Annotated in this window: 20 protein-coding genes; 10 read left to right on the top strand and 10 right to left on the bottom strand. The window is 61.9% G+C overall.

Features of this window, described 5'->3' with window-relative positions; translation table 11 throughout:
* Nucleotides 1-118: 118 nt before the first annotated feature.
* The 4 genes from AC1RQ5_RS00945 (at nucleotide 119) to AC1RQ5_RS00930 (ending at nucleotide 6207) form a co-directional block, all read left to right on the top strand.
* Nucleotides 119-1885, top strand: a complete 1767-nt coding sequence (locus AC1RQ5_RS00945; RefSeq protein WP_493196739.1) for an ABC transporter ATP-binding protein — start codon at nucleotides 119-121, stop codon at nucleotides 1883-1885.
* Between the two features lie 72 nt (nucleotides 1886-1957).
* Complete coding sequence (locus AC1RQ5_RS00940) at nucleotides 1958-4159, top strand: amylo-alpha-1,6-glucosidase (protein ID WP_493196738.1); 2202 nt, start codon at nucleotides 1958-1960, stop codon at nucleotides 4157-4159.
* Between the two features lie 59 nt (nucleotides 4160-4218).
* Nucleotides 4219-4860 carry a PRC-barrel domain-containing protein gene (locus tag AC1RQ5_RS00935; RefSeq protein WP_493203249.1) on the top strand — a complete coding sequence of 214 codons (642 nt, stop codon included), beginning with the start codon at nucleotides 4219-4221 and terminating at the stop codon, nucleotides 4858-4860.
* Between the two features lie 87 nt (nucleotides 4861-4947).
* Nucleotides 4948-6207, top strand: coding sequence for an MFS transporter (locus AC1RQ5_RS00930; RefSeq protein WP_493203248.1), 1260 nt, complete (start codon nucleotides 4948-4950; stop codon nucleotides 6205-6207).
* On the opposite strand, the gene AC1RQ5_RS00925 is transcribed toward AC1RQ5_RS00930, so the two are convergent.
* The 4 genes from AC1RQ5_RS00925 to AC1RQ5_RS00910 all read right to left on the bottom strand — a co-directional run bounded on the left by AC1RQ5_RS00925 (nucleotide 6204) and on the right by AC1RQ5_RS00910 (nucleotide 11050).
* Nucleotides 6204-7382, bottom strand: a complete 1179-nt coding sequence (locus tag AC1RQ5_RS00925; protein ID WP_493196737.1) for a pyridoxal-phosphate-dependent aminotransferase family protein — start codon at nucleotides 7380-7382, stop codon at nucleotides 6204-6206. The two genes, AC1RQ5_RS00930 and AC1RQ5_RS00925, sit on opposite strands and share 4 nt — an antisense overlap.
* A 175-nt stretch (nucleotides 7383-7557) precedes the next feature.
* A complete protein-coding gene (locus AC1RQ5_RS00920) occupies nucleotides 7558-8418 on the bottom strand; it encodes an LssY C-terminal domain-containing protein (RefSeq protein ID WP_493196736.1) in 861 nt (286 codons plus the stop codon).
* Between the two features lie 61 nt (nucleotides 8419-8479).
* Nucleotides 8480-9205 (bottom strand): thermonuclease family protein, encoded by a 726-nt coding sequence (locus tag AC1RQ5_RS00915; protein ID WP_398477261.1) that lies wholly within the window; start codon nucleotides 9203-9205, stop codon nucleotides 8480-8482.
* Nucleotides 9206-9322: 117 nt separating this feature from the next.
* Nucleotides 9323-11050 carry a hypothetical protein gene (locus AC1RQ5_RS00910; protein ID WP_493196735.1) on the bottom strand — a complete coding sequence of 576 codons (1728 nt, stop codon included), beginning with the start codon at nucleotides 11048-11050 and terminating at the stop codon, nucleotides 9323-9325.
* A 340-nt stretch (nucleotides 11051-11390) separates the two neighbouring features.
* On the opposite strand from AC1RQ5_RS00910, the gene AC1RQ5_RS00905 reads away from it, so the two are divergent.
* Nucleotides 11391-12257 carry a caspase family protein gene (locus AC1RQ5_RS00905; RefSeq protein WP_493196734.1) on the top strand — a complete coding sequence of 289 codons (867 nt, stop codon included), beginning with the start codon at nucleotides 11391-11393 and terminating at the stop codon, nucleotides 12255-12257.
* Nucleotides 12258-12301: 44 nt separating this feature from the next.
* Here the strand turns inward: AC1RQ5_RS00905 and AC1RQ5_RS00900 are convergent, their stop codons facing one another.
* The 5 genes from AC1RQ5_RS00900 to AC1RQ5_RS00880 all read right to left on the bottom strand — a co-directional run bounded on the left by AC1RQ5_RS00900 (nucleotide 12302) and on the right by AC1RQ5_RS00880 (nucleotide 19703).
* Nucleotides 12302-13162 (bottom strand): efflux RND transporter periplasmic adaptor subunit, encoded by an 861-nt coding sequence (locus AC1RQ5_RS00900; RefSeq protein WP_493196733.1) that lies wholly within the window; start codon nucleotides 13160-13162, stop codon nucleotides 12302-12304.
* 38 nt (nucleotides 13163-13200) lie between these two features.
* Nucleotides 13201-16308, bottom strand: coding sequence for an efflux RND transporter permease subunit (locus tag AC1RQ5_RS00895; protein WP_493196732.1), 3108 nt, complete (start codon nucleotides 16306-16308; stop codon nucleotides 13201-13203).
* Nucleotides 16309-17202 (bottom strand): efflux RND transporter periplasmic adaptor subunit, encoded by an 894-nt coding sequence (locus AC1RQ5_RS00890; protein ID WP_493196731.1) that lies wholly within the window; start codon nucleotides 17200-17202, stop codon nucleotides 16309-16311.
* 165 nt (nucleotides 17203-17367) lie between these two features.
* Nucleotides 17368-18027: an OmpA family protein gene (locus tag AC1RQ5_RS00885; protein WP_398477273.1), complete on the bottom strand. Its 660-nt coding sequence runs from the start codon at nucleotides 18025-18027 to the stop codon at nucleotides 17368-17370.
* A 179-nt stretch (nucleotides 18028-18206) separates the two neighbouring features.
* A complete protein-coding gene (locus AC1RQ5_RS00880; protein ID WP_493196730.1) occupies nucleotides 18207-19703 on the bottom strand; it encodes a caspase family protein in 1497 nt (498 codons plus the stop codon).
* 250 nt (nucleotides 19704-19953) lie between these two features.
* Here AC1RQ5_RS00880 and AC1RQ5_RS00875 point away from each other — a divergent pair, with 250 nt between their 5' ends.
* Nucleotides 19954-20763 (top strand): N-acyl homoserine lactonase family protein, encoded by an 810-nt coding sequence (locus AC1RQ5_RS00875; RefSeq protein WP_493196729.1) that lies wholly within the window; start codon nucleotides 19954-19956, stop codon nucleotides 20761-20763.
* 3 nt (nucleotides 20764-20766) lie between these two features.
* On the opposite strand, the gene AC1RQ5_RS00870 is transcribed toward AC1RQ5_RS00875, so the two are convergent.
* Nucleotides 20767-21240 (bottom strand): MarR family winged helix-turn-helix transcriptional regulator, encoded by a 474-nt coding sequence (locus AC1RQ5_RS00870; RefSeq protein WP_493196728.1) that lies wholly within the window; start codon nucleotides 21238-21240, stop codon nucleotides 20767-20769.
* Nucleotides 21241-21381: 141 nt separating this feature from the next.
* Here AC1RQ5_RS00870 and AC1RQ5_RS00865 point away from each other — a divergent pair, with 141 nt between their 5' ends.
* The 4 genes from AC1RQ5_RS00865 to hmgA are packed head-to-tail and all read left to right on the top strand — an operon-like array spanning nucleotide 21382 to nucleotide 25541.
* The gene (locus AC1RQ5_RS00865; protein ID WP_493196727.1) at nucleotides 21382-22986 is read left to right on the top strand and encodes an FAD-dependent oxidoreductase; all 1605 of its coding nucleotides are present in this window, start codon (nucleotides 21382-21384) and stop codon (nucleotides 22984-22986) included.
* Nucleotides 22987-22988: 2 nt separating this feature from the next.
* Nucleotides 22989-23210, top strand: coding sequence for a DUF2783 domain-containing protein (locus tag AC1RQ5_RS00860; protein WP_493196726.1), 222 nt, complete (start codon nucleotides 22989-22991; stop codon nucleotides 23208-23210).
* A 27-nt stretch (nucleotides 23211-23237) separates the two neighbouring features.
* Nucleotides 23238-24191, top strand: coding sequence for an MBL fold metallo-hydrolase (locus AC1RQ5_RS00855; RefSeq protein ID WP_493196725.1), 954 nt, complete (start codon nucleotides 23238-23240; stop codon nucleotides 24189-24191).
* Nucleotides 24192-24194: 3 nt separating this feature from the next.
* The gene (gene hmgA / locus AC1RQ5_RS00850; RefSeq protein ID WP_493196724.1) at nucleotides 24195-25541 is read left to right on the top strand and encodes a homogentisate 1,2-dioxygenase; all 1347 of its coding nucleotides are present in this window, start codon (nucleotides 24195-24197) and stop codon (nucleotides 25539-25541) included.
* Nucleotides 25542-25543 lie beyond the last annotated feature (2 nt).

Raw genomic sequence — 25543 nt, 5'->3', positions numbered from 1 at the left:
TCGAATGTTGCGCAGAAAAGGCGAGAGCGTGAGTAATTCGCGGCCACATAAGTTTCGTCCACGGGCGGGGACGCTGTCCGTAAAGCTTCCAGTTCCTCCTCAAGGGGTTTAGTTCTCAATGGACAGTCTTTCCGGATACGCACAGCACCCGTTTGCGTTTGTGATGCGATACATCAAGCGGCGCTCTGTCTCGCATTCCGTCATTCTGCTTGCCGTGCTTGGCGCAGTTGCTTGCTCTGTCGGCACGCAATACGGCATCAAGCATCTGGTCGACGGGCTGTCTGCAGGTCCAAGTCATGCGACCAACGTGATCTGGTGGGCCTTCGGTGGATTGATCGCGCTGATTACGGCGGACATGTTCCTGTGGCGTGTCGCCAGCTGGATTGCGAGCTACACCTTTGTCAGCGTGACCGGCGATCTGCGTCGCGATATCTTTCGCCATCTGACCGGACACGCACCGAGCTATTTCACGGATCGCCTGCCCGGCATGCTGACCAGCCGGATCACGGCGACGTCGAATGCCGTCTTCACTGTCGAAAACATGTTCATCTGGAATGTGTTGCCGCCGATCGTCGCGACTTTCGCGGCCATCCTCCTGATCGGCACCGTCAGCCTGCCGATGGCCGCAGGCCTCACCGTCGTCGCCGGTGCTGTCGTGGCGCTGATGTTCAAGATGGCCGCGGCGGGCAAGGGCCTGCACAATGACTTCGCCGACAAGGCTGCTGCTGTCGATGGCGAGATGGTCGATGTCATCAATAACTTGCCGCTAGTCCGCGCATTTTGCGGCCTGAGCTTCGAGCATGATCGCTTCGACGATACTGTCGATCGCGAATTGCATGCACGCGGACGCAGCCTGCGCTATCTCGAACGTCTTCGACTAACTCACGCAGCGATTACGGTGGTGCTCACCATCGGGTTGCTCGGCTGGGCCATCATGCTGTGGCAGCGTGGCGGTGCGTCCACAGGCGACGTGGTGCTGATCTGTACGCTGGGCCTCTCCATCCTTCATGCGACACGCGATCTCGCGGTGGCGCTGGTGGATGTTACGCAGCATATCGCGCGTCTGTCGGAGGCGCTGGCGACACTGCTGGTGCCGCATGAGCTGCGCGATCACCCCGAAGCCGAGCCGCTGGTGAAATCTGGCGCGGCCATCGCCTTCGATAATATCTCGTTCCAATATCCGGGCGGGCAGAAGGTGTTCGATAAGTTCACGCTGCGCCTCAATGCCGGTCAGCGCGTCGGTCTGGTCGGGCAATCCGGCGGCGGCAAGTCGAGCCTGTTTGTGTTGCTGCAGCGCTTCTACGACACGCAGGAAGGCAGCATCAGTATCGACGGTCAGGATATTTCGCGCGTCACGCAGCAAAGCCTGCGTCACGCCATCTCGGTGGTGCCGCAGGATATCTCGCTGTTCCATCGCTCCATCATGGAGAACATCCGTTACGGGCGCCCGAATGCCAGCGATGAGGATGTGCTGCGAGCCGCAGTCGATGCGCGCTGCGATTTCATCGAGCAGTTGCCGGAAGGTCTGGATACCATGGTCGGCGATCGCGGCGTCAAACTGTCGGGCGGGCAGCGTCAGCGCATTGCGATTGCCCGTGCGTTCCTGAAGGACGCACCGATCCTGCTGCTCGACGAAGCCACCGCTGCCCTGGACAGCGAGTCCGAAGAAGCCATCCGCGAGGCGCTCGCGCGCCTGATGCGAGGACGCACGGTCATTGCCATCGCCCATCGTCTTGCGACACTGCGGAATTTCGATCGCGTCGTCGTGCTGCGAAGCGGCAAGATCATCGAGGATGGCAAGCCCGATCTCCTGATGCAGGGGCAGGGCCCCTATCGCGAACTCGTGACGCAGGAGATGAGTCGGTTGGCCGCTCACGCGGCCTGACGACTCAGCTAATCTGCACGATGCGTTCCCGCATGCGTATCGCCATCTCCATTCAACTGGCAGAGGTCACCCATGCCCGTCGAAGCTATTGCTGCAAAACGCGACGCCCTCGCCGATCAGAAAGTCAGCGAGTCGCCGTTCTATATTCCGATGACAGGTCCGGCCTCGCGGCCGCGCCGCGCGCTCAAGCATGATGATACATTCGCGGTGCTCGACAGCCATGGCGACATCGGTGCATCCGCCGGGGGGCCGGATGGATTGTTCAACAAGGATACGCGCTATCTCGCGCGCCTCGAACTGGCGCTGGATGACGTTCAGCCGCTTCTTCTCGGCTCCAATCTGCGCGACGACAACTCGTCACTGACCATCGATCTGACCAATCCTGACATTTATCGCAACGGGCGGATCGTCCTGCAGAAGGACATGCTGCATGTCGTGCGCACTGTCTTTTTGTGGCGTGGGGCCGCCTATCAGCGCATCGGCTTGCAAAATCACGGCAATGAGCGGGCGAGCTTCGATCTGACTTTGTCGTTCGATAACGATTTTGCCGATCTGTTCGAGGTACGCGGCGAGAAGCGCAAGCATCGCGGTGTCGCGACCAGCCGTCTCGTTGATCCCAGCCATGTGGCGCTGGAATATACCGGGCTCGATGACAAGCCGCTGCGCACCATGATGTATTTCGACCCGCGCCCGACGCAGTTGTCCGCCAACAAGGCGACCTATCATTTCGATCTGGGGCCGCAGGAGGTGACATCGCTTTTCGTTGCAGCGAGCTGCAATGTCGGCGTCGATCACAAGCCTGTGCCGTTTCTGCGCGGATTGCTGGCGCACCGCCGCGAGATGCGCAATTTCAGCAAGGGCGCGACCACCATCGAGACCTCGAACGACATCTTCAATGAAGTGTTGTGTCAGGCCATGGGTGATCTCAACATCCTCATGACCAACACGCCGCAGGGGCGTTATCCTTATGCAGGCATTCCCTGGTATTCGACCACATTCGGACGCGATGGTCTGATCACGGCTTTGCAGATGCTGTGGATCGATCCGCGCGTGGCGAAGGGCGTATTGTCCCGACTGGCGGCCTTCCAGGCCAAGGAAGTCGATCCGCTCAACGATGCCGAGCCCGGCAAGATCCTTCATGAAATGCGCGGTGGCGAAATGGCGGCACTGCGCGAGGTGCCGTTTGCGCAATATTATGGAAGCGTGGATTCGACCCCGCTCTTCGTCTTGCTGGCGGGCCTTTATGTCGAGCGGACCGGCGATGATGAAACTCTGCGCGAACTGTGGCCGGCCATCGAGGCTGCGTTGAAATGGATCGACGGCCCCGGCGATCCGGATGGCGATGGCTTCGTCGAATATCAGCGCGCCACCGAGCAAGGCCTGCAGAACCAGGGTTGGAAAGATTCGTATGACGCGATCTTCCATGCCGATGGCAAATTAGCGGAAGGCAATATCGCGCTCGCGGAAGTGCAGGGCTATGTCTATGCCGCCAAGCACCTCGCCGCCCGGATGGCGCTGCGGCTGGAGATGGCCGGGCGCGCCGAACAGCTCGAGGCAGAGGCCCAGCAGCTCGCTGATCGGTTCGAGGAATCATTCTGGTGCGAGGAGATCGGCACTTATGCGTTGGCCTTGGATGGTGCCAAGCTGCCTTGTGTCGTCCGCTCGTCCAATGCTGGCCAGTTGCTGTTTACCGGCATTGTGCGCGAGGAACGTGCGCGCATGGTCGCGGCCGATATGATGCGGCCGCATTTCTTCACCGGATGGGGAATCCGCACCATCGCGCGCGGCGAAGCCCGCTACAATCCCATGTCCTATCACGACGGCTCGATCTGGCCGCATGACAATGCGCTCATCGCGCTCGGCCTGTCGCGCTATGGCCTCAAACATTCGGTCGAAGCCGTGTTCAAGGGATTGTTCGACACAGCGACCTACATGGACCTGCGTCGCCTGCCGGAGCTGTTTTGTGGCTTCCAGCGCGAGAAGCGGCGGGGCCCCACGCTTTATCCGGTGGCCTGTGCGCCACAGGCCTGGGCCAGCGCCACGCCGTTCACATTGCTTGAGGCGGCGCTCGGCATCGAATTCGATATTGCCCGCAATGAGATCCGTTTCCGCGATCCGCGGCTGCCGTCGTTCCTGCAGCATGTCATCCTGCGTGATGTCAGGCTCGGCGACTCCAGCGTCGATCTATGCCTGCGCAAGCACAATGATGATGTGTCGCTGGAGGTGCTTCGCAGCCGCGGCCAGATCAGGGTTTCGATCGTGCTGACGCATTGATGCGTTTCGCGTCAGCAACAAGTTTGAGTGAGGAACAATCCATGTCCGCAATCCGCTTTATGGTCGGACTGCTTGCCGTATCAATTGCAAGCGCGTCCGCATTCGCGGCTGATGCGCCTGTGCCTCCGCCCGTGCCCGCACAAGCAACGCAGCCTGAACCAGCGCCAACCAGCAAATCAGAGGCCGCGCCATCACCGCCAGCTTCACCCGCGCCTGATAGTCAGCCACCGCCCGCGCAAGCTGCTGTACCCCCGGCAACCATCGAGCCGGTGAAACCCGCTACTCCGCCAAAACCCGATGTCGCGCCTGCAGCCATGCCGCCTGCCGCCAAGCCGCCATCGGTGACGGTCATCGATACATTTGATGCCAAAGGTATTCTTGGCCGCGATGTGCGCAGCCCCGCCAGCGAGAATATGGGCCGCATTGCGGATGTGATCGTCGATCGCGCCGGGCAGGTGCGTGGCGCCATCATCGATTTCGGCGGTTTTCTCGGCGTCGGCTCGCGCAAGATCGTGGTCGATTGGGCCGCGCTGCATTTCTGGAACGTGGCCGACAAGACCGCCAGCATCACGCTCGATCTGACGCGCGAGCAGGTCCGCGCAGCGCCGGAATACAAGGACGATGCGCCAATGGTCGTGCTCGGCGCGTCCGGCTCGCTGACGCCGCTGAAATTTCCACCCATCACCATGCAGGAGCGATAATTGGCCGTTCAGGCGCCCACGCGTATTCCAGATCGCACTGGTTCCGACGACCAGACGGCGGTGCCTGAGGTCGCGTGCGCGCCCGGAATCGCGCCTGAGCCTGAAGACAAAAAGCCCGACCATGGAGCGCCAGAACCGTCGAAGCAGAGCCTGCGCGGTCTCGACTGGTTCATCTTCTTCCTCGCCGATGTGCAAACAGGCTTTGGTCCTTTCATTGCCGTCTATCTGACTACGCAAAAATGGACACAGGTCGAGATCGGATTCGTGCTCTCGATCGGCGGGGTGGTCGCTTTGCTCGGGCAGATGCCTGGCGGGGCCATTGTCGATGCGGTTCGTTCGACACGCCTGGTCGTCGGGGCGGCGGTTGCGGCGATTGCCTGCTGTGCGCTGGCTTACGCGGCAGCGCCCATTTTCCCGGTGGTGGTGACGGCAGCCACGGTTCATGCGATGGCCAGCTGCGTGCTTGGCCCCGCCATCGCGGCCATGAGTCTTGGCCTGGTCGGGCCGATGAACATCGGCGAGCGGCTTGGCCGCAATGCGCGCTTCGCGTCGCTCGGCAATGGCGTAGCGGCGGCCGTCATGGGCACGTGCGGTTATCTGCTATCGAGTCGCTCGGTGTTCATCGTCACCTTCCTGCTGGCGATCCCGGTGCTTTATGCGTTGTCGCGGATTCGGCATCAGGAGATCGATCCCGCGCGGGCCCATGGTCATGCTGCGGAGCAGGCCGAGAGTAGTCCGCCATTCCGCTTCCGTGATCTCGTACGTCAGAAGCCGCTGCTGATCTTCGCCTGCGCTGTGCTGTTGCTGCAGCTCGCCAATGCAGCGATGCTGCCCTTGATGGCCGGCGTCGTCACCACGCGCTCGGCCGACTGGGCACCGGCGCTTATTGCCTTCTGCATCGTGGTGCCGCAGGCTTTTGTCGCTGCGACGTCGCCGACGGTCGGCCGCAAGGCTCAGCAATGGGGGCGTCGGCCGCTGTTGCTGGCCGCGTTCACAGCGCTCACGATCCGCGGCTTGCTTTTCTCGGTGGTGACCGATCCATTCGCGCTCGTGGCCGTGCAGATCTTCGACGGCGTCACCGCCGCGGTGTTTGCCGTGATGATCCCGTTGATCGTCTCGGATATCACCTTCGGGCGCGGCCGGTTCAGTCTCGCGCAGGGCATCGTCGGTACAGCGACGGGCATTGGTGCATCACTTAGCACCGTCACCGCTGGCTTCGTCGCGGACAAGTTCGGTGCACCCATCGCCTTTGTCGGCTTGTCCTGCGTTGCCGCGCTCGGCTTCCTGCTCATCCTGCTGGTGATGCCGGAGACCAAGCGCGAACACGGCGAGGCGGAGAAGGCCTAAGGTTTCACGCTCTCACCGAGATAGTTGATCGCAGCGGTCACGCCGCCCTTGCCATGCGGAATGCCGAGCGCCTGCAGGCCCATTTCAACGACGCTGAGTGTGCCCAGGATCATGGGGGCGTTCACATGGCCCATATGGGCAATGCGGAACGCCTTGCCGTGCAGATCGCCGATGCCGACACCCAGAATGACACCGCATTTCTCGCGGCAATAAGCGAGCAACGGCGCCGGGTTTGCCATCTTGATCGTCGTGACCGTGTCGGCTCGCTCCCTCGCCTCGGTGATATTGAAGCTGAGCACACCGCCTTCAGACCATACAGCCACAGCGCGTCGCACGGCCTCCGCGAGCAGGCGGTGACGCAGAAACACATTCTCCAGCTTCTCGTCGAAGATCATGTCCAGCGCCTGGCGCTGTGCGAACATCAGATGCACCGGCGCCGTACCGGAATGCTTTTGATAGTGCTCGTTGCCGTCGCGCTCGGTCCAGTCGAAATAGGGCGTGCGCAGATTGGCCGACTTGTGCACCTCGCGCGCACGATCGTTCGCGGCAACGAAGCCGAGGCCGGGTGGCGTCATCAGCCCCTTCTGCGACGCGGACATCGCCACATCGATGCCCCAGGCATCCATCTCGAACGGCATGCAGCCCAATGAGGCGACAGCATCGACCATGAACAGCGCGGGATGGCCGGCGGCCTTGATCGCCTTGCTGATCGCTTCAATGTCGTTATAGGCACCGGATGCGGTATCGATCTGCACGGCCAGCACGGCCTTGATCTTGTGCTCGGTATCCTGCCGCAGCGCGGCTTCGACTTCGGCGGGGCGGATGGCGCGATTCCAGTCGCCCTTCAGGCTCTGCACCTCGACGCCCATCAGGCGCGCGGCATTGCCCCAGCCCACGGCAAAGCGGCCGCTCTCCAGCACCAGAATCTTGTCGCCGCGCGACAAAATATTGGTGAGCGTCGCTTCCCAGGTGCCGTGGCCATTGGCGATGTAGATATAGGTCTTGCCTTTGGTGGCGAACACGGTGCGGAGGTCGTCCAGCAGACCGTAAGTCAGCTTCACCATAGCGTCGGAATAGATGTCCAGCGGTGCGCGATGCATCGCGCGGAGCACGTCATCCGGCATCGTTGTGGGGCCGGGGATGGCGAGAAATTCACGACCTGCGCGAACGACCATTTTCTGTCCTTGTTGGATTTATTTGCCATCGTCGCATGATGGCGCGGGAAATCAAAGCCGGTCGCGAGCTGCTTGTGATGTCGTCACCCGGCTTGACCGGGCGATCCAGTACTCATCAAAGCTGCAGTGTTTACCTGGTCACCCGGTCAAGCCGGGTGACGGCAGTGGAGCATCGTCAGTGCGTCGAGGTCGGGCTGATTACATTCGCCACGGCGCGGAAAATCTGGTCTTTGATCTCCGTGGCGGCCGGGCTCGGGATCGTCTCCGGCGGCTCCAGGCGTTTGGCGCAGTCGACGACGAGGCGTTGAATCCAGATCTCGCCGTCGGTGTAGTAGAGATCGCCGCCGCCATTGCGACCGGCAATGGTGGGGCCGACGCCGGTGACTTGATATTTGGCTTCGACCATGCCGGCTTTTTCCAGATCGTCGGCGAGTAGCGCGCGCTCGGCATCGATATCGGCGGCGATATGATGCGTGATGGCGCCGGTGTATCGGCTGACGCCGACACTGCGATCGAAAGTGGCGTCGCCAAGCCAGACCGGGCGATCTTCCTGCCCCTTTTCGAGCACCATCCACAGTCGAACGTGATGGCGCTGATCGGGGCTGGTGCCTGATGGCTTCTCGAAAGCGAGATCTTCACGACGGCCGAGATAAACGAGCGGCGACACCGGTGCATTGTGGTAGGGGCGATCGAGCAGCACGCTGCCGACGATCTCGATCGACGATTTCAACGTGACGGGGTCGGCTGGATACCAACCCGCCGCGTGCATGGCGCAGATGATGTCCCTCTTGTCGCCGATCAGCCCGACATTGATGGGATCGCCGGGAATGCCCTGCGGGGTCATGGTCGTCATCGGCATGCCGGCCAGCGACTTCTGGTGCTCATAGTGGGTCCAGAGCTCCGGCAACAGCAGGTAGGCAATGCCACCATAGATAATGGTGGCAAGCAGGGTCAGTCGCAGCGCACGATAGGTGCGGCTGCGGCGCTGCTGCTCTGCTATGGGATGGCTGTCCGGCTGGTCCAAGATCTCGCCCATGGGGAATCGCGGGCGGACCCTGCCACGTCAGCGCCGCGATGTCATCGCCAAGCCGCCCAGATCAGCGGCGGGTCTCGCGGCAACCGGCGGCTTCGGCCTCTTCTTTAGAACAAAACCAGCGCGTGCCCTTGCTGACGCGCATCTTGATCTTGGCATACCAGCGGCTTTCCGGTGTGTGGTAGATGCAAACGCCGGCGCGATTGACATTTCCCTTGATCCGGCACGCCGGCGAGGGTGCTGTGGCGCCGGATGCCGAGGCAAACAGGATCGGGAGCATCTCGGGCTTCGGCTTGATGGCACCGAGGGTGCCGGCCTTCTTGTTGCGCACGCGCCATTCCCACGGGGCAACGAAGGCCCCGGTCCACAACCCCACTTGCGCCTCGCGCGCTGCTTTCTCCTCGGGGTCGTAGATGTGCGAGAAGCGCACATAGGAGAGCGCCCAGCCGCTCTTCACCAGCCATTGCGCAATATCCTCGCCGTCGGCCTGGCATTTGGCGACGATGCGGCCGAAGCGGTCGGTGCGTTGGCTTTGGCAGGTCCAGCTCTTGTCGCCCGCGCGCGCGACCAGGGCATCGTTGGCGGCCACGCCGCAGTTCCAGCGCTCGCCGCTGGCGTTGAGGCACATCTGATCGAGGCCGGGCGCATCGGAGCCGGCAAGACGGATGCGCGTATTGCCGATGGTCACCTGATTGGCATCGCGGATTTTCGGCACGCCGGTGTGGTCGGCCGCATCAGCCAATGTCGGCAGGCAGAGAACGAGCAGGGCGAGACAAAGCAGGCGGGTCATGCGCATGAGGCCTTGGATTACAACATCGTGACGACAATCGGAGAACAGTGCCGTCATTTCGTCGCAGATGCCAGTGCGCGATGGATAGATTGTCTCAACTCCGCGCGAGCGGCGCGATCAACGCGCCTGCATCGCATGCCGCGCCAGCGCCAGGCCCATAAGAGCGAAGGCCGACGTGACCTCAGGCCCGCCGACCAGAATGCGAGTCGGTGTTTTCATCTTGTTCCATTCATAAGCCTTGAACGGTCCTTTGCGACCACCTTCGCCGTGGCTGCGCATGATGCATTGCAGCGCTGGCGTGAACAGCGCGATGTCGCCGCCGAGATGTCCGAGCGCGATCAGCGCAAGCGCAGCATCGAAGGCATTCATCTCGCGCGCGATTAGCTCATCGGCCACATAAGCGAGAATGTGCGGCTTGATGAAGTCGAACGTGTTGTCGGGATCGAGCTTACGCTGTGCGTCGGTGGGCAAGGCGCGAAATGCTGCGTAGCAGCGGCCGAAATAGGCGCAATAGAGTTCTGGCAGATAATAGATATGCGACTTCGGGTCGGCGAAGGCGCCGGATTCGACGAGGCGCCGTTGAAAGCCGATGATCCGATGCACCGTCTCGAGGCGCTTCGGCGTTTCCAGCACTTGCCAGCGCATGCAGTTGCGGAACGAGACTTCCAGCACGTCGAGGTTCAATGTGGGGTCGAGATCGTTGCCGTAAGGACGCTGGCCGGCGAGGTTGTCGATCCAGGTGGCGATGGCGCCGTCATAACTGATGTTGTCATTGATCGGCACCGTGACCAGAGGTTCGTTGGCGCCTTCATTGACTTGATAGCCGGCATAGAAATCGAGCAGCGGTTGATCGAGGATGGGATCGCTCGATCCGGCCTGCGTTGCTGCTGAGAAGGAACAGGCAGTGGTGTCGCAGTCCGGCACATAGATGCCGAAGCCGAGATCCTGCTTGATCTGCGCGAAGAAGCGGCTGAAACGCGGATGCGGCGGCGGCGCCAGCGCCGTGATCACATGGACGCTGCTGCCGTCATGCGCCTTCACTTCCTCGCGCGAGGTGACGAGGCAGAATTCGATCATCGCATCGATGGCGCGGCGCGATGTTGCGGTTTCCTCCGTGGTCGGCAATCCGGTTTCGCCGAACGCGAGCAGTGCCTCGATGAAAAAGGCATCGTAATAAGCCGAGCGATGCCGGATCTGCACCGGCTCCCACATCGGTTCGGCAATGCCGGTCCAGGGCGGGTTGATCAGCCGGCCCGCCGGCGAGCGGGCGATGAAAATGCGGGCCAGCGTGAAGAGCAGCGTCGAATTCTTGTAGCCGCGGGCATTCAGCCCGGTCAGCGCCATCAGGAACTCGCGGCCGTGCATGTCGGGATCGCCGATCAGATTGAAGGCCGCATAGGTCGGGATGAAGCCATTTCTGTCGAACGAACCGAGCAGGTGCTTCCCGCAGCTCTGGATCACTTCGTCGATCTCGCGGATCGACGGGACGGAATTGGCCACAGGCACCTTTGGCGGCGCCGGGTGCTGAAGGTCCACAGTGTCCAGCAACTCCGCTACCGGCCGACCAATCGTCTCCCAGTCCGGCTCTGCGTCGTCCCGCGCGGCAATCAGGGCGTCCTGCAGGGCCCTGAAGCGGACGGGATCGCGCAATTCGGACAATCCGGCCCGCCGCAGCAAAGGCCGCAGGGCTGGGTTCCCGAGTGCGGTATTGTAGAATTTGGTAATATGCCCATTGCCGGTACCAGGACGCCGAAGGATGGGATCGCAGAGGTCGTAGAGCGTCGGCCCGTCCTTGCGGGCGGTGAGCGCATCAAAGGCGGCGCGGGCCTGAGAGGTCACAGTCATGGAGCATCTTTCGGTGAGACGTCTGCGCACGTCTTAGGAAATCGGCCGCCGCGCATGCGCGAAAAACTCTCCCGACACCTGCAAGCCATTGAAATCCAGCATGAATTGATCTGGAATTCAATTGTCAGGGGCGCATGGACGGTTCCGTTGCGTCAGTAACCCTGTCTTAAACGGAGCCCTTTACCCGTTGCCCGGTTGATCTCCACGGGTTAACACCGGGTTCGCTGCGGTGCCGCAAATTGAGCGTATTTGATGCTCATTGGTTCGGCATCCTTTCAAACCTAGTCAGACGTCCACGCGACCAATGGTTGCGCGTGAATGATGAGCAGGAAACGACGTAATGAACGTAGGGCAGTTTCGCGTATCCCGACGCTCGATCACCATGACCGTTGCTTTTGCCGGTCTGGTGTCGCTGGCGCTCGGTGCCCATGCCGCGCTCAACAAGCATGTCCTGGACTCGGCCCGCGCAGCCGTCGGTCTCGAAACGACACAGTCTATCCCAAGCAATTCGCGCTTCGCTCTGGTGATTGGCAACGGCCACTATCCCGACGCCGGTTCGCCGTTGCTGCAGCCGATCAATGATGCACGCGCGGTGACCCATGCGCTGCGCCAGGATGGGTTCGACGTCGATGTGATCGAAGACGCCACACGCGATGACATGACCCGCGCTGTGGCGCGCCTGAAAGGCAAGATCAAGCCCGACAGCACAGTGATGCTTTATTTCGGCGGCTATGGCGTGCAGGTTGGCCGCCAGAGCTACATGATCCCCGTCGATGCCGCGATCTGGCGTGAGCGCGATGTGCGCAGCCAGGGCATGAGCGTCGAAGCCGTGCTCGATGTCATGAAAGAACAGGGGGCTCAGGCCAAGCTGGTGGTGCTCGATGCATCCCGCCGTAATCCTTATGAGCGCCGCTTCCGCGCCTATTCGCGTGGCCTCGCGCCCATCGATGTGCCGGAGAAGGCGTTGATCCTCACGTCGGCAACGCCTGGCAAGGTCGCCGACGATGCCGATGGCCAGAATAGCCTGCTCGCCACCGAATTCCTGAAGAGCCTGAAGACGAAGCCGGTCAGCGCCGAAGCCGTGTTCACCAACACCCGCACCGCGGTGACCCGTGCCTCCGACGGCGCGCAGGTGCCTGCCGTGTCATCGTCGCTTGTCGATGAAGTGAAGTTCGGCACAGCTGTGACGGCGCGCGCCGGCAGCTGAGAGCAGTGAGGGCAAACGCCCTCGCTCCGCAACCGCGAACCGCTTTATTTTCCCGCGCCAACCGTCACCGGTCGCACTGGATCGCCTTCGCGAAGCAGGGCACCCGCGCGGGCGACAACGATGTCGCCTTCATTCAGACCTTCACGAATTTCGACGCGGCCGCCGGACAGAAGCCCGACCTCAACGCGGCGCGTTTCAATCCGGTGGCGACGGACGACCTGCACGACCGTGCCGCCTGAGCTGTAGAGAATGGCCGTGAGCGGCAGGGCGACACCGCAGCTCTCTCCAGTCTTGATACTGGCGCGCGCATAGGAGTTGGTCATCAGCCGGCGCGGCGAATTGAGTGCGACTACGACCTGACCGAGCTGGCTGTTCGGCTCCACCGATGACGCGACGCGGCGCACCTTGGCGTCGAGTTCGCCGATGCCGATCACCTTGATCTTGGTCGGCTGATCGACTTTCAATTTCGGTAAATCGCGGGTCGGCACCTGGCCGATGAAATCGAATTCGCTGCGCGAGATGATGCTGAACAAAGCCTCGCCGCGGGCAGAGGCGATCGTGCCCACCACCGCGGTCGAAGCGCTGACGAGGCCTGCGACGGTCGCCTGAAGCTGGATCGAACTACCATCCGGCGACGTCAGCTTCGCGAGGATCTGGCCTGCAGTGACGTTCTCGCCGGCATCGACCATCACTTCAGCGACCTTCAGGCCGGGACGATCGGGCCGGATCGAAACCTCCTCGCGCGGCAGGAGCAAGCCTGCGACATCCACGGTATCGGCGAAACACTGCTTGGATGCGGCTAGTACCGTGACGGCAGCGCCTTTGACCGCGTCGGCCTCGTCGGCAGCAAGGCTTGGTGTCGCGAGAGAACAGAGCGCGGTTGCGAGCAGAAGGTGCTTCAGCATGGTGGTCGCCCGTTGCGTGGAGAAAGGATGCGACGCGCTCATCGTTCGACCTGCTTGTGCTCGTTTTGCGGATGGCTGCGATCTTCTTCACCGCTGGACACCAGCAGTTTGCGGCCGAAACGCCACGACAGATTGCCGACATCGTCCATCATCATGAACATCGCTGGCACGAAAATAAGAGACAACCCGGTCGAGAAGATGAGGCCGCCAATGATGGCCAGCGCCATCGGCGAACGGAATTCGCCGCCAGCGCCCCATGCGAGTGCAGAGGGCATCATGCCGGCCGCCATGGCAATGGTGGTCATGATGATCGGCCGTGCGCGTTTCATGCCGGCCTCGATAATGGCGACCTCGCGCGGCTTGCCCTCACGGATCGCCTCCACCGCGAATTCCACCAGCATGATGGCGTTCTTGGTGACGATGCCCATCAGCATCAGGATGCCGATCCACACCGGCGTGGTCAGTTGCTTGCCGGTGATGAGCAGCGCCAGGATCGCGCCGCCGATGGAGAGCGGCAGCGAGAACAGGATGGTGATCGGCTGCAGGAAAGTGCCGAACAGCAGCACCAGCACCGCATAGACCATCATCAGGCCGGCCGAGATGGCAGTCGCAAAGCCGTCAGCGAGTTCGTTCAGGCTTTCGGCATCGCCGGATTGCTTGACGCTGACGTTCTTCGGCAGCGTCTTCATGACCGGCAATTCGTAGATCTTCTTCAAGGCATCGCCGAGGGCAGCGGTGCCGACAAGATCCGCCGCGACAGTGGCCTGCCGTTCGCGATCGTATCGATTGATGCTGGTCGGTCCCTGATCGAGTTTGATATCGGCAACAACCGAAAGGGGGACGCCGCCACGTCCGCCGCCGATGGGCACGCGGAGCTGCTCGAGTACCTGGATGTCGGACCGCGCGCTGTCTTCGAGCTGGACGCGGATCGGCACCAGCCGATCGCCGGCATCGAACTTCGCCAGTGCGGGGCCGACATCGCCGATGGTCGCGACACGGATCGTTTCCGACAGGCCTTCGGTCGAGACGCCGAGGCGTGCGGCGAGATCGGCACGCGGCTGCACGCGCAGTTCCGGGCGATCGAGCGAGGTTTCCGAGATCACATTGGCAATCAGCGGAATGCGCTTCATCTGTGTCGCGAGCTCATTGGCTACATTGCTGACAATGTTGATGTCAGGCCCCGTCACGACCAGCGAGATGGCGCGCAGGCCGTTCTCGTCCAGGAACCAGTACCGAATATCGGGGACGCCTTGAAGCTCTTCGCCAATGGCAAGTTCGAGCTCGCGCTGCGAAATCTTACGATCGCCCTTTGGCGTATAGTTGATGATCAGCGACGCGCGGCGGACCTCGGAAATGCCGGGCGGCACGCGACCACCATCGACGAAGACGCTCTTGATCTCCGGCCGCTTGCGCAGCCGCTGCACGATCTCCTCGGTCGTCTTTTCCGTGAAAGCAAGCTGCGATCCTGGCGGCAATTCCATCGCCATCAGCGAGCGCGCGGTGTCCTGCGCGGGCAGGAACCCCTGCGGCAGCAACTGGATGCTGAGGATCGAGAGAGCGAAGACGCCGATGCCGATCAGAACCGTGAAATAATAGCGCTTCACCGAGAGGGTCACGAGCTTGTGGTAGAGCTGAAGAATGCGACCGGGCGGTGGATCGTCGTGCTTGTGGTCCTTCATGAAATAGGCCGCAAGCACAGGCGTGACGAAGCGCGCAGCTAATAGCGAGAAGAACACCTGCACCGAGACGGTGATGCCGAATTGCTTGAAGAACTGACCGGCGATGCCCGACATAAAGCTGGCAGGCGCGAAGATCGCGATGATGGTGAGGCTGATCGCGATCACCGCGAGACCGATCTCGTCGGCGGCCTCGAGCGCTGCGCGATAGGGGGATTTACCCATGCGCATGTGCCGCACGATGTTCTCGATCTCGACGATGGCGTCGTCGACGAGAATGCCCGTCGATAGCGTGATGGCGAGGAAGCTGACGAGGTTGAGCGAGAAGCCGAGCATGTCCATCACCCAGAAGGCCGGGAAGATGGAGAGCGGCAACGACACGGCGGCGATGACAGTGGCGCGGAGATCGCGCAGGAACAGGAAGACGACAATGACCGCCAGTGCAGCCCCCTCGAACAGGGTACTCATGGCTGCGTCGTAATTGCCCTTGGTGAATTCGACCGATGTGTCGATCAGCTTCAGGTCGACATCGGGATAGGAGTCCTTCAGCGAGCTGATGCGCTTCTGCACTGCCTCTGCGACCACCACGTCGCTGGCACCCTTGGAGCGCTTGATGCCGAGAGCCACGACAGGTTCGCCGTTGAGACGCGCGAAGGTGCGGCGATCGGCGATGGTATCGGTGACGGTGCCGAGATCTTCCAGCCGCACTTCGCCGCCGGAGGGCAGGCTGATCATGGTGCCGGCGAGTTCGTTCAGCGTCTTGGCGCCGGCCAATGTCCGGATCGCCTGATCGTTCTTGCCGATTTCGGCGCGGCCACCTGCGAGATCGACATTGGTGCCGCGCAGACGACGAGACACATCTACGGCAGTGAGACCTGCGGCCTGCAGCCGATCAGGATCCAGTGAGACGAGGATTTCGCGCTCGACACCACCGATACGCTCGACCTGCGCCACACCGCGCACCCCTTGCAGTGCGCGCTTCACGACGTCATCGACGAACCATGACAATTGCTCGGGCGTCTTGCCCGGCGAGATCGCAGCATAGGTGACGATCGGCAGGCCGATCACATCCACGCGCTGGATCAGGGGCTCGTTGACGTTTTGCGGGAGATTGGCGCGGACGCGAGTGACAGCGTCCTTGATGTCATTGAGGGCGCGGTCGGTATTGGTTTCCAGCGCGAACTGGACGGTGGTGACCGACAGGCCGTCGGTGATCGACGATGAGATGTGCCTGACGCCTTCGACGCCGGAGACGCCGTCTTCGATGGTCTTGGTGACCTGCGCTTCGAGTTCTGCCGGTGCGGCGCCGAACTGCGCCACGGCCACCGAGATCACGGGAATATCTGCGCTCGGCAGCCGCGTGATTGCGAGCTTGGTAAAACTCACCCAGCCGAGCAGCAACAGGATGATGGAGAAGACGACGGAGGGGAGCGGATGGCGGATCGACCATGCAGAGATATTCATTGCCATTTAGCGCACCCGCGAGCGATCGAGATCGTCGATGAAGATGGTCTGAACTTTGTCGCCGTCATGCAGCGACGTGCCGGCATCGGCGACGACGATGTCGCCGACCTCGACGCCTTCGAGGATTTCGGTGGAGTTGTCGGAGACGAGGCCGACCTTGACGCGCCGTGTCTCGATCACATTGCCCTTCACCAGTTGCACGGTGAAGTGCTCGATGGCCGAACGCGGAATGGCGACGCCACAGCTGCGCCGCGCATCGATATTGGCCCGTGCGAAGATGCCGACCTTGATCGATGGATTGGGTGCCAGTGACAGCCGGACGTGACCGAGCTGCGTGGTGCGATCGATCTGCGGCGACACCACACGCACCTTGCCGAACACATCGGCAAGGCCGTCGCGGCTGATCCGCGCGGTGGCGCCGGGATTCAGCTTGAGAATGTGGATGCTCGGCACTTCGGCGTCGAGCTCGAGTTCGTTGTTGATGGCGATCTTGAACATCGGCCCGGCCTGCGGCGAAGCAGGTGCGCCTGCCTGGGTCATCACTGACGTGACCAACCCCGCAGCGGGCGCGCGGAGCGGCACCGCATTGGGCCGCGCGTTGCTTGCAGATGGCGGCGGGATCAGGCGGGCGAGTTCCTGGTTTTCGGTGACGATGTCACCTTCCTTCACCAGAACCTCAGAGACCCGCGAGCCTTCCGTATCAACGCCCACCTGTGCTTCGCGTTTGGGCACGACAAATCCGGTCACCCGTACCTGATCGGAAAAACAGGCATTGGTCGCCTTGGCGACCGTGACGATCGCGCCATTCGGCGATCCGCTCGGCGCGGGATCGGCGGCGATAGCCGGTACCGCCAGCGACAGGAGGGCGAGAGCCGGGGCGAAGCGGGCGGAGGCCTTCATTAGCGAATGAGTCCACTTGGCATGGGGCACCGGTCAATGCGCGGCGCGGCGGCAGGGTGGTTCGATCCTATACGGGATGCGTGTGATCGCCAAAGCAAACAGCGCTCCGTGGGGCTCGGAACGCTGTCATGCGGCAATCCGCAGCGGTGAGTGAACCTCACCGCATTACTGTGACGAGGCCGTTGCCTTATTGGCCATATTCACCACCTGCACGCGACGATTGCTCGGATCGGTGGGAGCGAGGCCACTCTTGGGCTTGGTCTTGCCATATCCGACGGTGACGAGGTCGGCGCCTGCGATGCCATATTTATCGGCGAGGTAACGCTTGATGGCGTCCGCGCGGCGCTCCGACAGATCCTGATTGTACTCGTCGCCGCCGACGGCGTCCGTATGGCCGGCGACCACGAAGGTTGAGCCCTTCAGGTCCGGGCTGCTCAGCGCCTTGCCGAGAGCCTGCACCGACTGCACGGAGCGCTTGCTGATATTGGCGGAATTGTAGTCGAAGGTGATTTCGAGATCGATCGCCGGCTTGGTCTGCGCGATGGTGGCAATCTGCTCGCGCTCCCCCATGGACAGCGACCGGGTGCTGCGGTTGCGAAGCGAGTCCACGAACTTGCCTTCGGCGGCATTTACGGCGGGTTCTGCCGGAGGAGCCATCGAGAGGCCGCGGGTCAATGGCTTATTCGGTGCCAGTGCACGCAGGATCTGGTCGGACGTGACCTGTTCGGCCGCGATCACCGCGCTTGCGGTAAAGGTGATGGCTGCGCCTGCGATAAAGGCTGCGCGGATGGCGTTGACGCTGAAGCGTGAGGACGATCGCAACATGGAAGCACCCCTTTATTTCTGATCGCGCAACAGGCGCGTGCTCAATCCAAATTTGTTTCCTAGCCGGCTGGAAGGATCGGCATCCGGCTTGTGTTCAATAGTGTCCGTCTGCGCGGGACGGGTTCAAATCCATTTTGGCAAAATTGTGTGTCACCGCCCCAAGGGGCAGCGACGATGTCTCAGCGCACGCCGTAGGTCGCAAATTCCTTCACGATATCCGGGTCCATCGCCTTGGCATTGTTGATGTCGAGGTCACCCTCTGCCGCCTGGCCGAGGCGCTGCTTGGCGATTCCGCGGCCATAGAGCGAGGAGGTTAGCTGCGGATTGATCTTCAAGGCGGCATCGAAATCGATGATCGCGTTCCGGCTTTGCCCGTTTTTGAGATTGACCAGTCCGCGGCTATCCAGCGCATCGACGAAATTCGGGCGTAGCCGCAGGGCTTCGTTGCAGTCCTTGAGGGCGCCAGAGAGATCGCTGGTCACGGCGCGGACCCAGCAGCGGTTATTATAGGCTTCGACATCCTTGGGGCTGAGCTTGATCGTGGTGTCGAAATCCTTCAGCGCGGCGGAATACGCGCCTTTGCTGGCATAGACCTGGCCGCGCCGGTAGAGCGCGCCGACGTCTTCGGCATTCTCGGTAATCTTGACGTTGAGTGATTTCACCGTGGGATCGTCAGCCAGTGCCAGCAGGATCTTGGTCTCATCGCGCGGCGCGTCGGCGGCCGGCGGTGGGGCAGGTGCGACCGCGGGGGCAGGTGCTGGCGTAGGAGCAGGCGCGGCTGGCTGCGGGGCTGGAGCAGGCGTGACCGCAGCCTGCTTGGCTGGCGCTGGTGCAACTGGCTCGGGCCGCGGTGTTGCCGCCGGCGCCGCGGCGGGGGCGGCAGCAGGCGCTGCGGCGACGGCCGGAGATGACGGGCGGGCGCCTGCGATGAAGGCAAAATCCTCTGCCAGCGACGACGAAATCCACGGCACCTGCTCGCTGCGCGAGGCGCGGGTAACGCTCACGCGGGTGCGGTTCAGGGTCTGCTCGGCAGTGAGATCGGGAACCTTGATGTCCTTGAGCAGTTCGGTGGCAAACAGACTGCGGTCGGTGCCGGCGTCGCTGACCACGGAGCTGAGGGCTGCAGAATACATCACCAAGGTGTTGCTGGGCGCAATCACCGGGGCGAGGCCGGCGGAGAAGCTGCGGAACCGGCGCTCGAATGGGTTGCGGCGCGAGGCATCCAGCAACGCGATCTTCACCCCGGCGCCGCGGCCATTGAGCTCGTTGAGCACGGTCTCGAGGCTGAAACCATCACGGCGGACGTCCGCCTCGGTCCAGATCTGGGCATCGACGGGGATCATATAGCTCTGCCGCGACGACTGGATGCCGTAACCGCTGAAAAACACCAGCGCCACCGTGCCCGGCGTCACTTTGCCGTAAAGCTTTTCCAGCGCGCGGCGCATGCCGTCGCCGCCAAGATTTTCGCCGGTTTCGACCTCGAAACCATCGCGCTTCAGCTCGGCCGCAATGTCGCGCGCGTCGTTGATCGGTTCCTTGAGCGGCGCTTCGGCGTCGGGATATTTAGCATTGCCGATTACCAGGGCGATGCGGGGGGCGCGCTCCTGGGCGGAAGCCTGCCAGACAGGGGCGGCGGAAAGCGTCAGCAAGGCAAGCAGGGCAATTCGAATCTTCATAATGAGCCGGTCCAACCCCATAAGACGCGGCAACGAACCCCGCGCCGCGGCGACCTTAGTCCACGCAATATCGATTATCAAACCATCCCCCTTATGGCTGTCAACGCACTGATTTCCTTTGCGGTGCATCACCATTCATCGCGCCATGACGGCGTCATGAAGGTCGTCGTTCCGAAGGTTGGAACGGTTTGATTTTTGCGCATGGAACTGGCTTGGTGGCGGCAACAACAGAAACGCGGGACGACGCCCTATGAAGCCAGCCTATGAAATCTATGCCATTCGCTATGCCACGATGACGCCGCGGACGCCGGCCATGAACTATCTGTCGCCCGATCCTCATGAGACCACGGCTGCCGATCTCGACTACTTCGTCTGGCTCATTCGTGGCGGCTCTCGCGATATCCTTGTCGATACCGGCTTCAACGAGGCTGCGTCGAAACAGCGCAATCGTGTACTTGAGATCAATCCGGTCGATGCGCTGGCGCAGTTCGGCGTGGCCGCGGACACGATCCGTGACGTCGTGATCACGCATCTGCACTATGACCATGCCGGCAATCTCGATCGGTTTCCGAATGCGCGCTTCCATCTGCAGGATCGAGAGATGGCCTATGCGACCGGTCGCTGCATGTGCAACGGCCTGCTCCGGCATCCGTTCTCGGCTGAAGACGTCACGCTGATGGTGCGCCACGTTTATAGCGAGCGCGTCACCTTTCATAATGGCGATGGTGAGGTCGCGCCAGGCATTACGCTGCATCGCGTGGGCGGCCACTCCGATGGTTTGCAGGTCGTGCGTGTGGAGACCGAGCGCGGCCCGGTCGTGTTGGCTTCCGATGCCTCGCATTATTACGGCAACCTGCAGCGCCGTAGTCCATTTCCGATCGTCTACAATATAGGAGACATGGTCGATGGCTGGCAGACCTGCGAACGTCTCGCCGGCCATCCCGATCGCATTATTCCTGGCCACGATCCGCTGGTGCGGGAGCTTTATCCGCGCGTGAACGGCACGGCCGATGCTTATGCCCTGCATCAGTCTCCATCGCGCTCCTTTGCCGAGAGCTAGATCTCAGTAAGCATCGGCCTTTTGCGTATGTCTCGTTTGCACGAGGTCGAGGCTTTGCTCGATCTTGTCCAGTGCGCGTGCAAAGTTGCTGCGCTCCTGTGCCGTGAGGCATGACAGAATGTCTTGCTCCTTCGATAGCAGGCGCGGAATCAACTCGTCATACAGCGCCTTCCCCTTGGGCGAGAGCCGCAGCTCAAAGGCTCTCCGGTCATCGCTGTTCTCGACGCGCTCGATGAGTTCACGCGCCAGTAGCGTCGTCACCGCGCGGCTGATGGTCGATTTATGCGTTCGCGTACACTGCGCGATGAATTGGGCGCTACAGGCCTCGTCGCGAAAACCTAGCGTCGCCATCACCCGCCATTCCGGAATGTCGAGCCCGTAGCGCGCTTGATATTCTTCCGACAGCGCATTGCTGACCTCGGCCGCCAGTCGGTTGAGCCGGAAAGGAACGAAGCGGAACAGGTCGAAGTCGGCCATGGGTTGCAATTCTTCGGTTGACGTTACCCGCAGGTCGGCGCTTAGATGGTTGCGGGTGAGACTATCCTAGCGGGCGCATGATTGGTTGGCCAGACCGGTTTGCCCAGACCCGCAGGCAGGAAACGATCAGGAACGCGAGCGATGGCGCAACAGGCCCGTCAGTTCAGCTATCGCCGGCATCCCGATCAGGCGCGGGCGCCGTTGGATGCTGCGCATCATCCCGTGGTCGTGGTCGGCGCGGGACCTGTCGGCCTCTCGCTTGCCATCGATCTCGCACTCCGCGGCCAGAAGGTGGTGTTGCTCGATGATGCCGACCGGATTGGTGATGGATCGCGCGCCATCTGTTTTTCCAAGCGTTCGCTCGAATATTGGGATCGCCTCGGTGTCGGCGATCGCATGATCGATAAAGGCGTGGTGTGGAAGGTGGGCAAGATCTTTCTCGGTTCGGAGATGCTGTATCAATTCGATCTCCAGCCCGAGGACGGCCACAAGATGCCGGCCTTTATCAATCTTCAGCAATATTATGCCGAAGCGTTTCTCGTCGATCGCGCGCTCGAACTGCCCGGGATTGATCTGCGCTGGCGCAACAAAGTGGTGGGGCTCGTTCAGGGAAATGATCATGTTGAGCTCAGCATCGACACGCCTGACGGCCCCTACAAACTGCGCGCCGCCTATGTCGCCGCGTGCGACGGAGCGCGCTCGGCCCTGCGCGGCATGGTCGGCGCGGATTTCGAGGGCGAGGTCTTCGAGGATCAGTTCCTGATCGCCGACGTCAAGATGACGGCGGAGTTTCCGACCGAACGCTGGTTCTGGTTCGATCCGCCCTTTCACTCCGGCCAGTCGGCGCTGCTGCATCGCCAACCCGATGATGTCTGGCGGATCGATCTGCAGCTTGGACCTGATGCCGATCCGGCCGAGGAGCGGCGTCCCGAGCGGGTACGTCCGCGCATTGCGCGCATGCTTGGCCATGATGCGTTCGATTTCGAATGGGTCTCGGTCTACAAATTCCAGTGTCGCCGCATGCGTCGCTTTCTCCACGAGCGCGTGATCTTTGCCGGCGATGCCGCGCATCAAGTCTCGCCCTTCGGCGCGCGCGGCGCCAATTCCGGCCTCGAAGATGCGGAGAACCTCGCCTGGAAGCTGGCGCTAATCTTGCGTGGCGAAGCGCCGGCATCCCTTCTGGCGAGCTATGATAACGAGCGCGGCCCGGCGGCGGATGAGAACATTCGTGCATCCACTCACGCGACGGACTTTATCGCGCCGCATTCGAAGCAGGAAAGCCGTTTGCGCAAGGCGGTCTTGTCGCTTGCCAAGGAAGCGGATTTCGCCAAGCGCATGATCAATGGCGGGCGTTTGTCGGTACCGTCCGTTTATCAAACGCCGCTTTCAACCGCCGATGATGACGATTGGCAGATCGGTCCGTGCACCGGCGCGCATATGCCGGATGCACCGCTCGTCACCGACGACGGCGCGCAAGTCTTCTTATCCGAATGTTTCGCGCAGGCCGGGCGCGGCTTCGCCGTACTACATTCGGATGCCATGCCGATCGCGTTGCCCGATGGCGTTGCACGTCTGGTGATCGGTGACGATGCGCAGCTGCGCGATGAATCCGGACTGTTCAAGGCCCGATACGGCACTGATGCGGCCTATCTGCTGCGGCCCGATGGCTATGTCGCCGCGCGCTTCCGTCGTCCGACGCCCGAGGCCATCGCCGCAGCTCATGCGCGCGCGAGTGGACGAGCGTGACCATGGCGCTGGCCACGCAGTCCAATTTCGCCAATCCCGACGCCGCCTATCGCCGTATCGTCGAAGCGCATCGCGGTCTCAGCGACGAGCAAAGCGCCACGCTCGATGCGGCGCTGGTGTTGATCCTTGCCAATCATATCGGCGACATCGGTGTACTCGATGATGCGATCGCCTTCGCAAAACGCCGATTGCCCGATGATACGCAGTCCGGCGTCACAACCTGATTTCTATAAGCCACAAGGATATCGACGATGGCAAAAGGTTTCGCATCCACCACGGATATGGCCGAGAAGAAAATCACCTTCTCGGAAATCGGCCCGGATCTCTACGCCTTCACCGCCGAGGGGGATCCGAATTCCGCCGTCATCGTCGGCGACGACGGCTGCGTCGTATTCGATGCTCAGGCGACGCCGACACTTGCGAACAAGGTAATCGAACGCGTCCGCACGGTGACCGACAAGCCGATCAAGTATGTGGTGTTGTCGCATTACCATGCGGTGCGCGTGCTCGGCGCCTCTGCCTTCCAAGCACAGGGCGTCGTGGCCTCGCAGGAGACCTATCGGTTGGTCGAAGAGCGCGGGCAGCAGGACTGGGATTCCGAGTTTGGCCGTTTCCCGCGTCTCTTCCAGGGCTCAGAGAGCATTCCCGGTCTGACCTGGCCGACGCTCACTTTCGAAGGCGAGATGTCGATCTATCTCGGCAAGCGCGAGGTGCGGCTGATGCAACTGGGGGCCGGGCATACGTCAGGCGATATCGTCGCCTGGGTGCCCGATGCCGAAGTGATGTTCTCGGGTGATCTCATTGAATATCACTCGGCCTGTTACTGCGGCGATGCATGGCTGCGCGAATGGCCGGGCACGCTGGACGAAATCCGCAGCTTCAATCCGAAAGCCATTGCGCCGGGCCGAGGTGATGCGCTGAAGGGCCTCGATACCACCCGCGAAGCCATCGCCATGACGCGCGATTTCGTCACCTCGCTCTATGGCGCAGCCGAACTATCCGTCGCCAAAGGGCGCAGCCTGAAGGAGAGTATGGCGGCGACCCGCGATGTGATGGACAAGAAGTTTGGAAGCTTCGCCATCTACGAGCATTGCCTGCCCTTCAATGTCTCGCGCGCCTATGATGAAGCATCCGGCATCGACGATCCCGTGATCTGGACCGACAAGCGCGACCGCGAGATGTGGGCCGCTTTGCAGGGAGATTGAGCCATGAATGTCAACACCGCGCCTGAGAACCTGACGCGTGCCACCGGACAGGTGACACCGGGCTATATGTCCGGCTTCGGCAATTCCTTCGAGACCGAAGCGCTGCCCGGCGCGCTGCCGATCGGGCGCAACTCGCCACAACGCTGTGCATACGGCCTCTACGCTGAGCAACTTTCTGGCTCACCATTCACAGCGCCGCGCGGCACCAATGAACGTTCCTGGCTCTATCGCATCCGCCCGTCGGTAAAACATTCAGGCCGCTTCACCAAAGTCGATCGCCAACATTGGCGCACCGCGCCGTGCCATGAGAACGATCTTCCTATCGCTCAATTGCGCTGGGATCCGCTGCCCATGCCGGGCGAGAAGCGCACTTTCGTGGACGGCATCCATACGATGACCACCGCGGGCGATGCGGGCGCGCAGGCCGGCATGGCCGCGCATGTCTATCTGATCACCGCGTCCATGGTGGACCAGAATTTCTACAATGCCGATGGCGAGCTGATGTTCGTGCTGCAGCAGGGCCAGTTGCTGCTGGTCACCGAATTCGGCCGCATTCACGCCGAGCCTGGCGAGATCGTGGTAATTCCGCGCGGCGTCAAGTTCCGCGTCGAGCTGCCGGATGGGCCGGCACGCGGCTATCTCTGCGAGAATTATGGCGGCGCCTTCACGCTGCCGGAGCGTGGCCCGATCGGGGCGAATTGCCTTGCCAATGCGCGTGATTTTCTCACCCCCGTGGCATCCTATGAAGACAAGGACACGCCGACCGAGCTTTATGTCAAATGGGGCGGCGAGCTCTATGTGACAAAGCTTGGTCACTCACCCATCGATGTCGTGGCTTGGCACGGCAATTACGCGCCGTACAAATACGATCTGCGCAGCTTTTCGCCGATCGGCGCCATCGGCTTCGATCATCCCGATCCGTCGATCTTCACCGTGCTCACATCTCCGTCGGAGACGGCTGGCACCGCGAATATCGACTTCGTCATCTTTCCCGAGCGCTGGATGGTGGGTGAAAACACCTTCCGTCCACCGTGGTATCACATGAATATCATGTCGGAGTTCATGGGGCTCATCTACGGCGTCTATGATGCGAAGCCGCAGGGCTTCGTGCCCGGTGGCATCAGCCTGCATAATATGATGTTGCCACATGGCCCGGATCGCGAGGCCTTCGATCACGCCAGCAATGGCGAACTGAAGCCGGTGAAGCTCACGGGCACCATGGCCTTCATGTTCGAGACGCGCTTTCCGCAGCGGGTCACTGAATATGCGGCGACGACCCCGGCGCTGCAGAGCGACTATGCGGATTGCTGGAACGGTTTGGAGAAGCGTTTCGATCCGAGCAAGCCGTAGAT

The sequence above is a fragment of the Tardiphaga sp. GW821-FHT12E02 genome (genome assembly GCF_058807155.1).
The sequence above is the reverse complement of the archived record's forward strand: the minus strand, read 5'-3'. Positions and strand labels throughout refer to the sequence as shown.

What these genes read in the sequence shown, in the direction of transcription:
- AC1RQ5_RS00870 (WP_493196728.1), bottom strand. Translation starts at nt 21,240, where the DNA reads ATGGCCGACTTCGACCTGTTCCGCTTCGTTCCTTTCCGGCTCAACCGA.
- AC1RQ5_RS00925 (WP_493196737.1), bottom strand. Translation starts at nt 7,382, where the DNA reads ATGGTCGTTCGCGCAGGTCGTGAATTTCTCGCCATCCCCGGCCCCACA.
- AC1RQ5_RS00940 (WP_493196738.1), top strand. Translation starts at nt 1,958, where the DNA reads ATGCCCGTCGAAGCTATTGCTGCAAAACGCGACGCCCTCGCCGATCAG.
- AC1RQ5_RS00860 (WP_493196726.1), top strand. Translation starts at nt 22,989, where the DNA reads ATGGCGCTGGCCACGCAGTCCAATTTCGCCAATCCCGACGCCGCCTAT.
- AC1RQ5_RS00865 (WP_493196727.1), top strand. Translation starts at nt 21,382, where the DNA reads ATGGCGCAACAGGCCCGTCAGTTCAGCTATCGCCGGCATCCCGATCAG.
- AC1RQ5_RS00855 (WP_493196725.1), top strand. Translation starts at nt 23,238, where the DNA reads ATGGCAAAAGGTTTCGCATCCACCACGGATATGGCCGAGAAGAAAATC.
- AC1RQ5_RS00935 (WP_493203249.1), top strand. Translation starts at nt 4,219, where the DNA reads ATGGTCGGACTGCTTGCCGTATCAATTGCAAGCGCGTCCGCATTCGCG.
- AC1RQ5_RS00880 (WP_493196730.1), bottom strand. Translation starts at nt 19,703, where the DNA reads ATGAAGATTCGAATTGCCCTGCTTGCCTTGCTGACGCTTTCCGCCGCC.
- AC1RQ5_RS00910 (WP_493196735.1), bottom strand. Translation starts at nt 11,050, where the DNA reads ATGACTGTGACCTCTCAGGCCCGCGCCGCCTTTGATGCGCTCACCGCC.
- AC1RQ5_RS00895 (WP_493196732.1), bottom strand. Translation starts at nt 16,308, where the DNA reads ATGGCAATGAATATCTCTGCATGGTCGATCCGCCATCCGCTCCCCTCC.
- hmgA (WP_493196724.1), top strand. Translation starts at nt 24,195, where the DNA reads ATGAATGTCAACACCGCGCCTGAGAACCTGACGCGTGCCACCGGACAG.
- AC1RQ5_RS00920 (WP_493196736.1), bottom strand. Translation starts at nt 8,418, where the DNA reads ATGGGCGAGATCTTGGACCAGCCGGACAGCCATCCCATAGCAGAGCAG.
- AC1RQ5_RS00915 (WP_398477261.1), bottom strand. Translation starts at nt 9,205, where the DNA reads ATGACCCGCCTGCTTTGTCTCGCCCTGCTCGTTCTCTGCCTGCCGACA.
- AC1RQ5_RS00885 (WP_398477273.1), bottom strand. Translation starts at nt 18,027, where the DNA reads ATGTTGCGATCGTCCTCACGCTTCAGCGTCAACGCCATCCGCGCAGCC.
- AC1RQ5_RS00900 (WP_493196733.1), bottom strand. Translation starts at nt 13,162, where the DNA reads ATGCTGAAGCACCTTCTGCTCGCAACCGCGCTCTGTTCTCTCGCGACA.
- AC1RQ5_RS00890 (WP_493196731.1), bottom strand. Translation starts at nt 17,202, where the DNA reads ATGAAGGCCTCCGCCCGCTTCGCCCCGGCTCTCGCCCTCCTGTCGCTG.
- AC1RQ5_RS00875 (WP_493196729.1), top strand. Translation starts at nt 19,954, where the DNA reads ATGAAGCCAGCCTATGAAATCTATGCCATTCGCTATGCCACGATGACG.
- AC1RQ5_RS00945 (WP_493196739.1), top strand. Translation starts at nt 119, where the DNA reads ATGGACAGTCTTTCCGGATACGCACAGCACCCGTTTGCGTTTGTGATG.
- AC1RQ5_RS00905 (WP_493196734.1), top strand. Translation starts at nt 11,391, where the DNA reads ATGAACGTAGGGCAGTTTCGCGTATCCCGACGCTCGATCACCATGACC.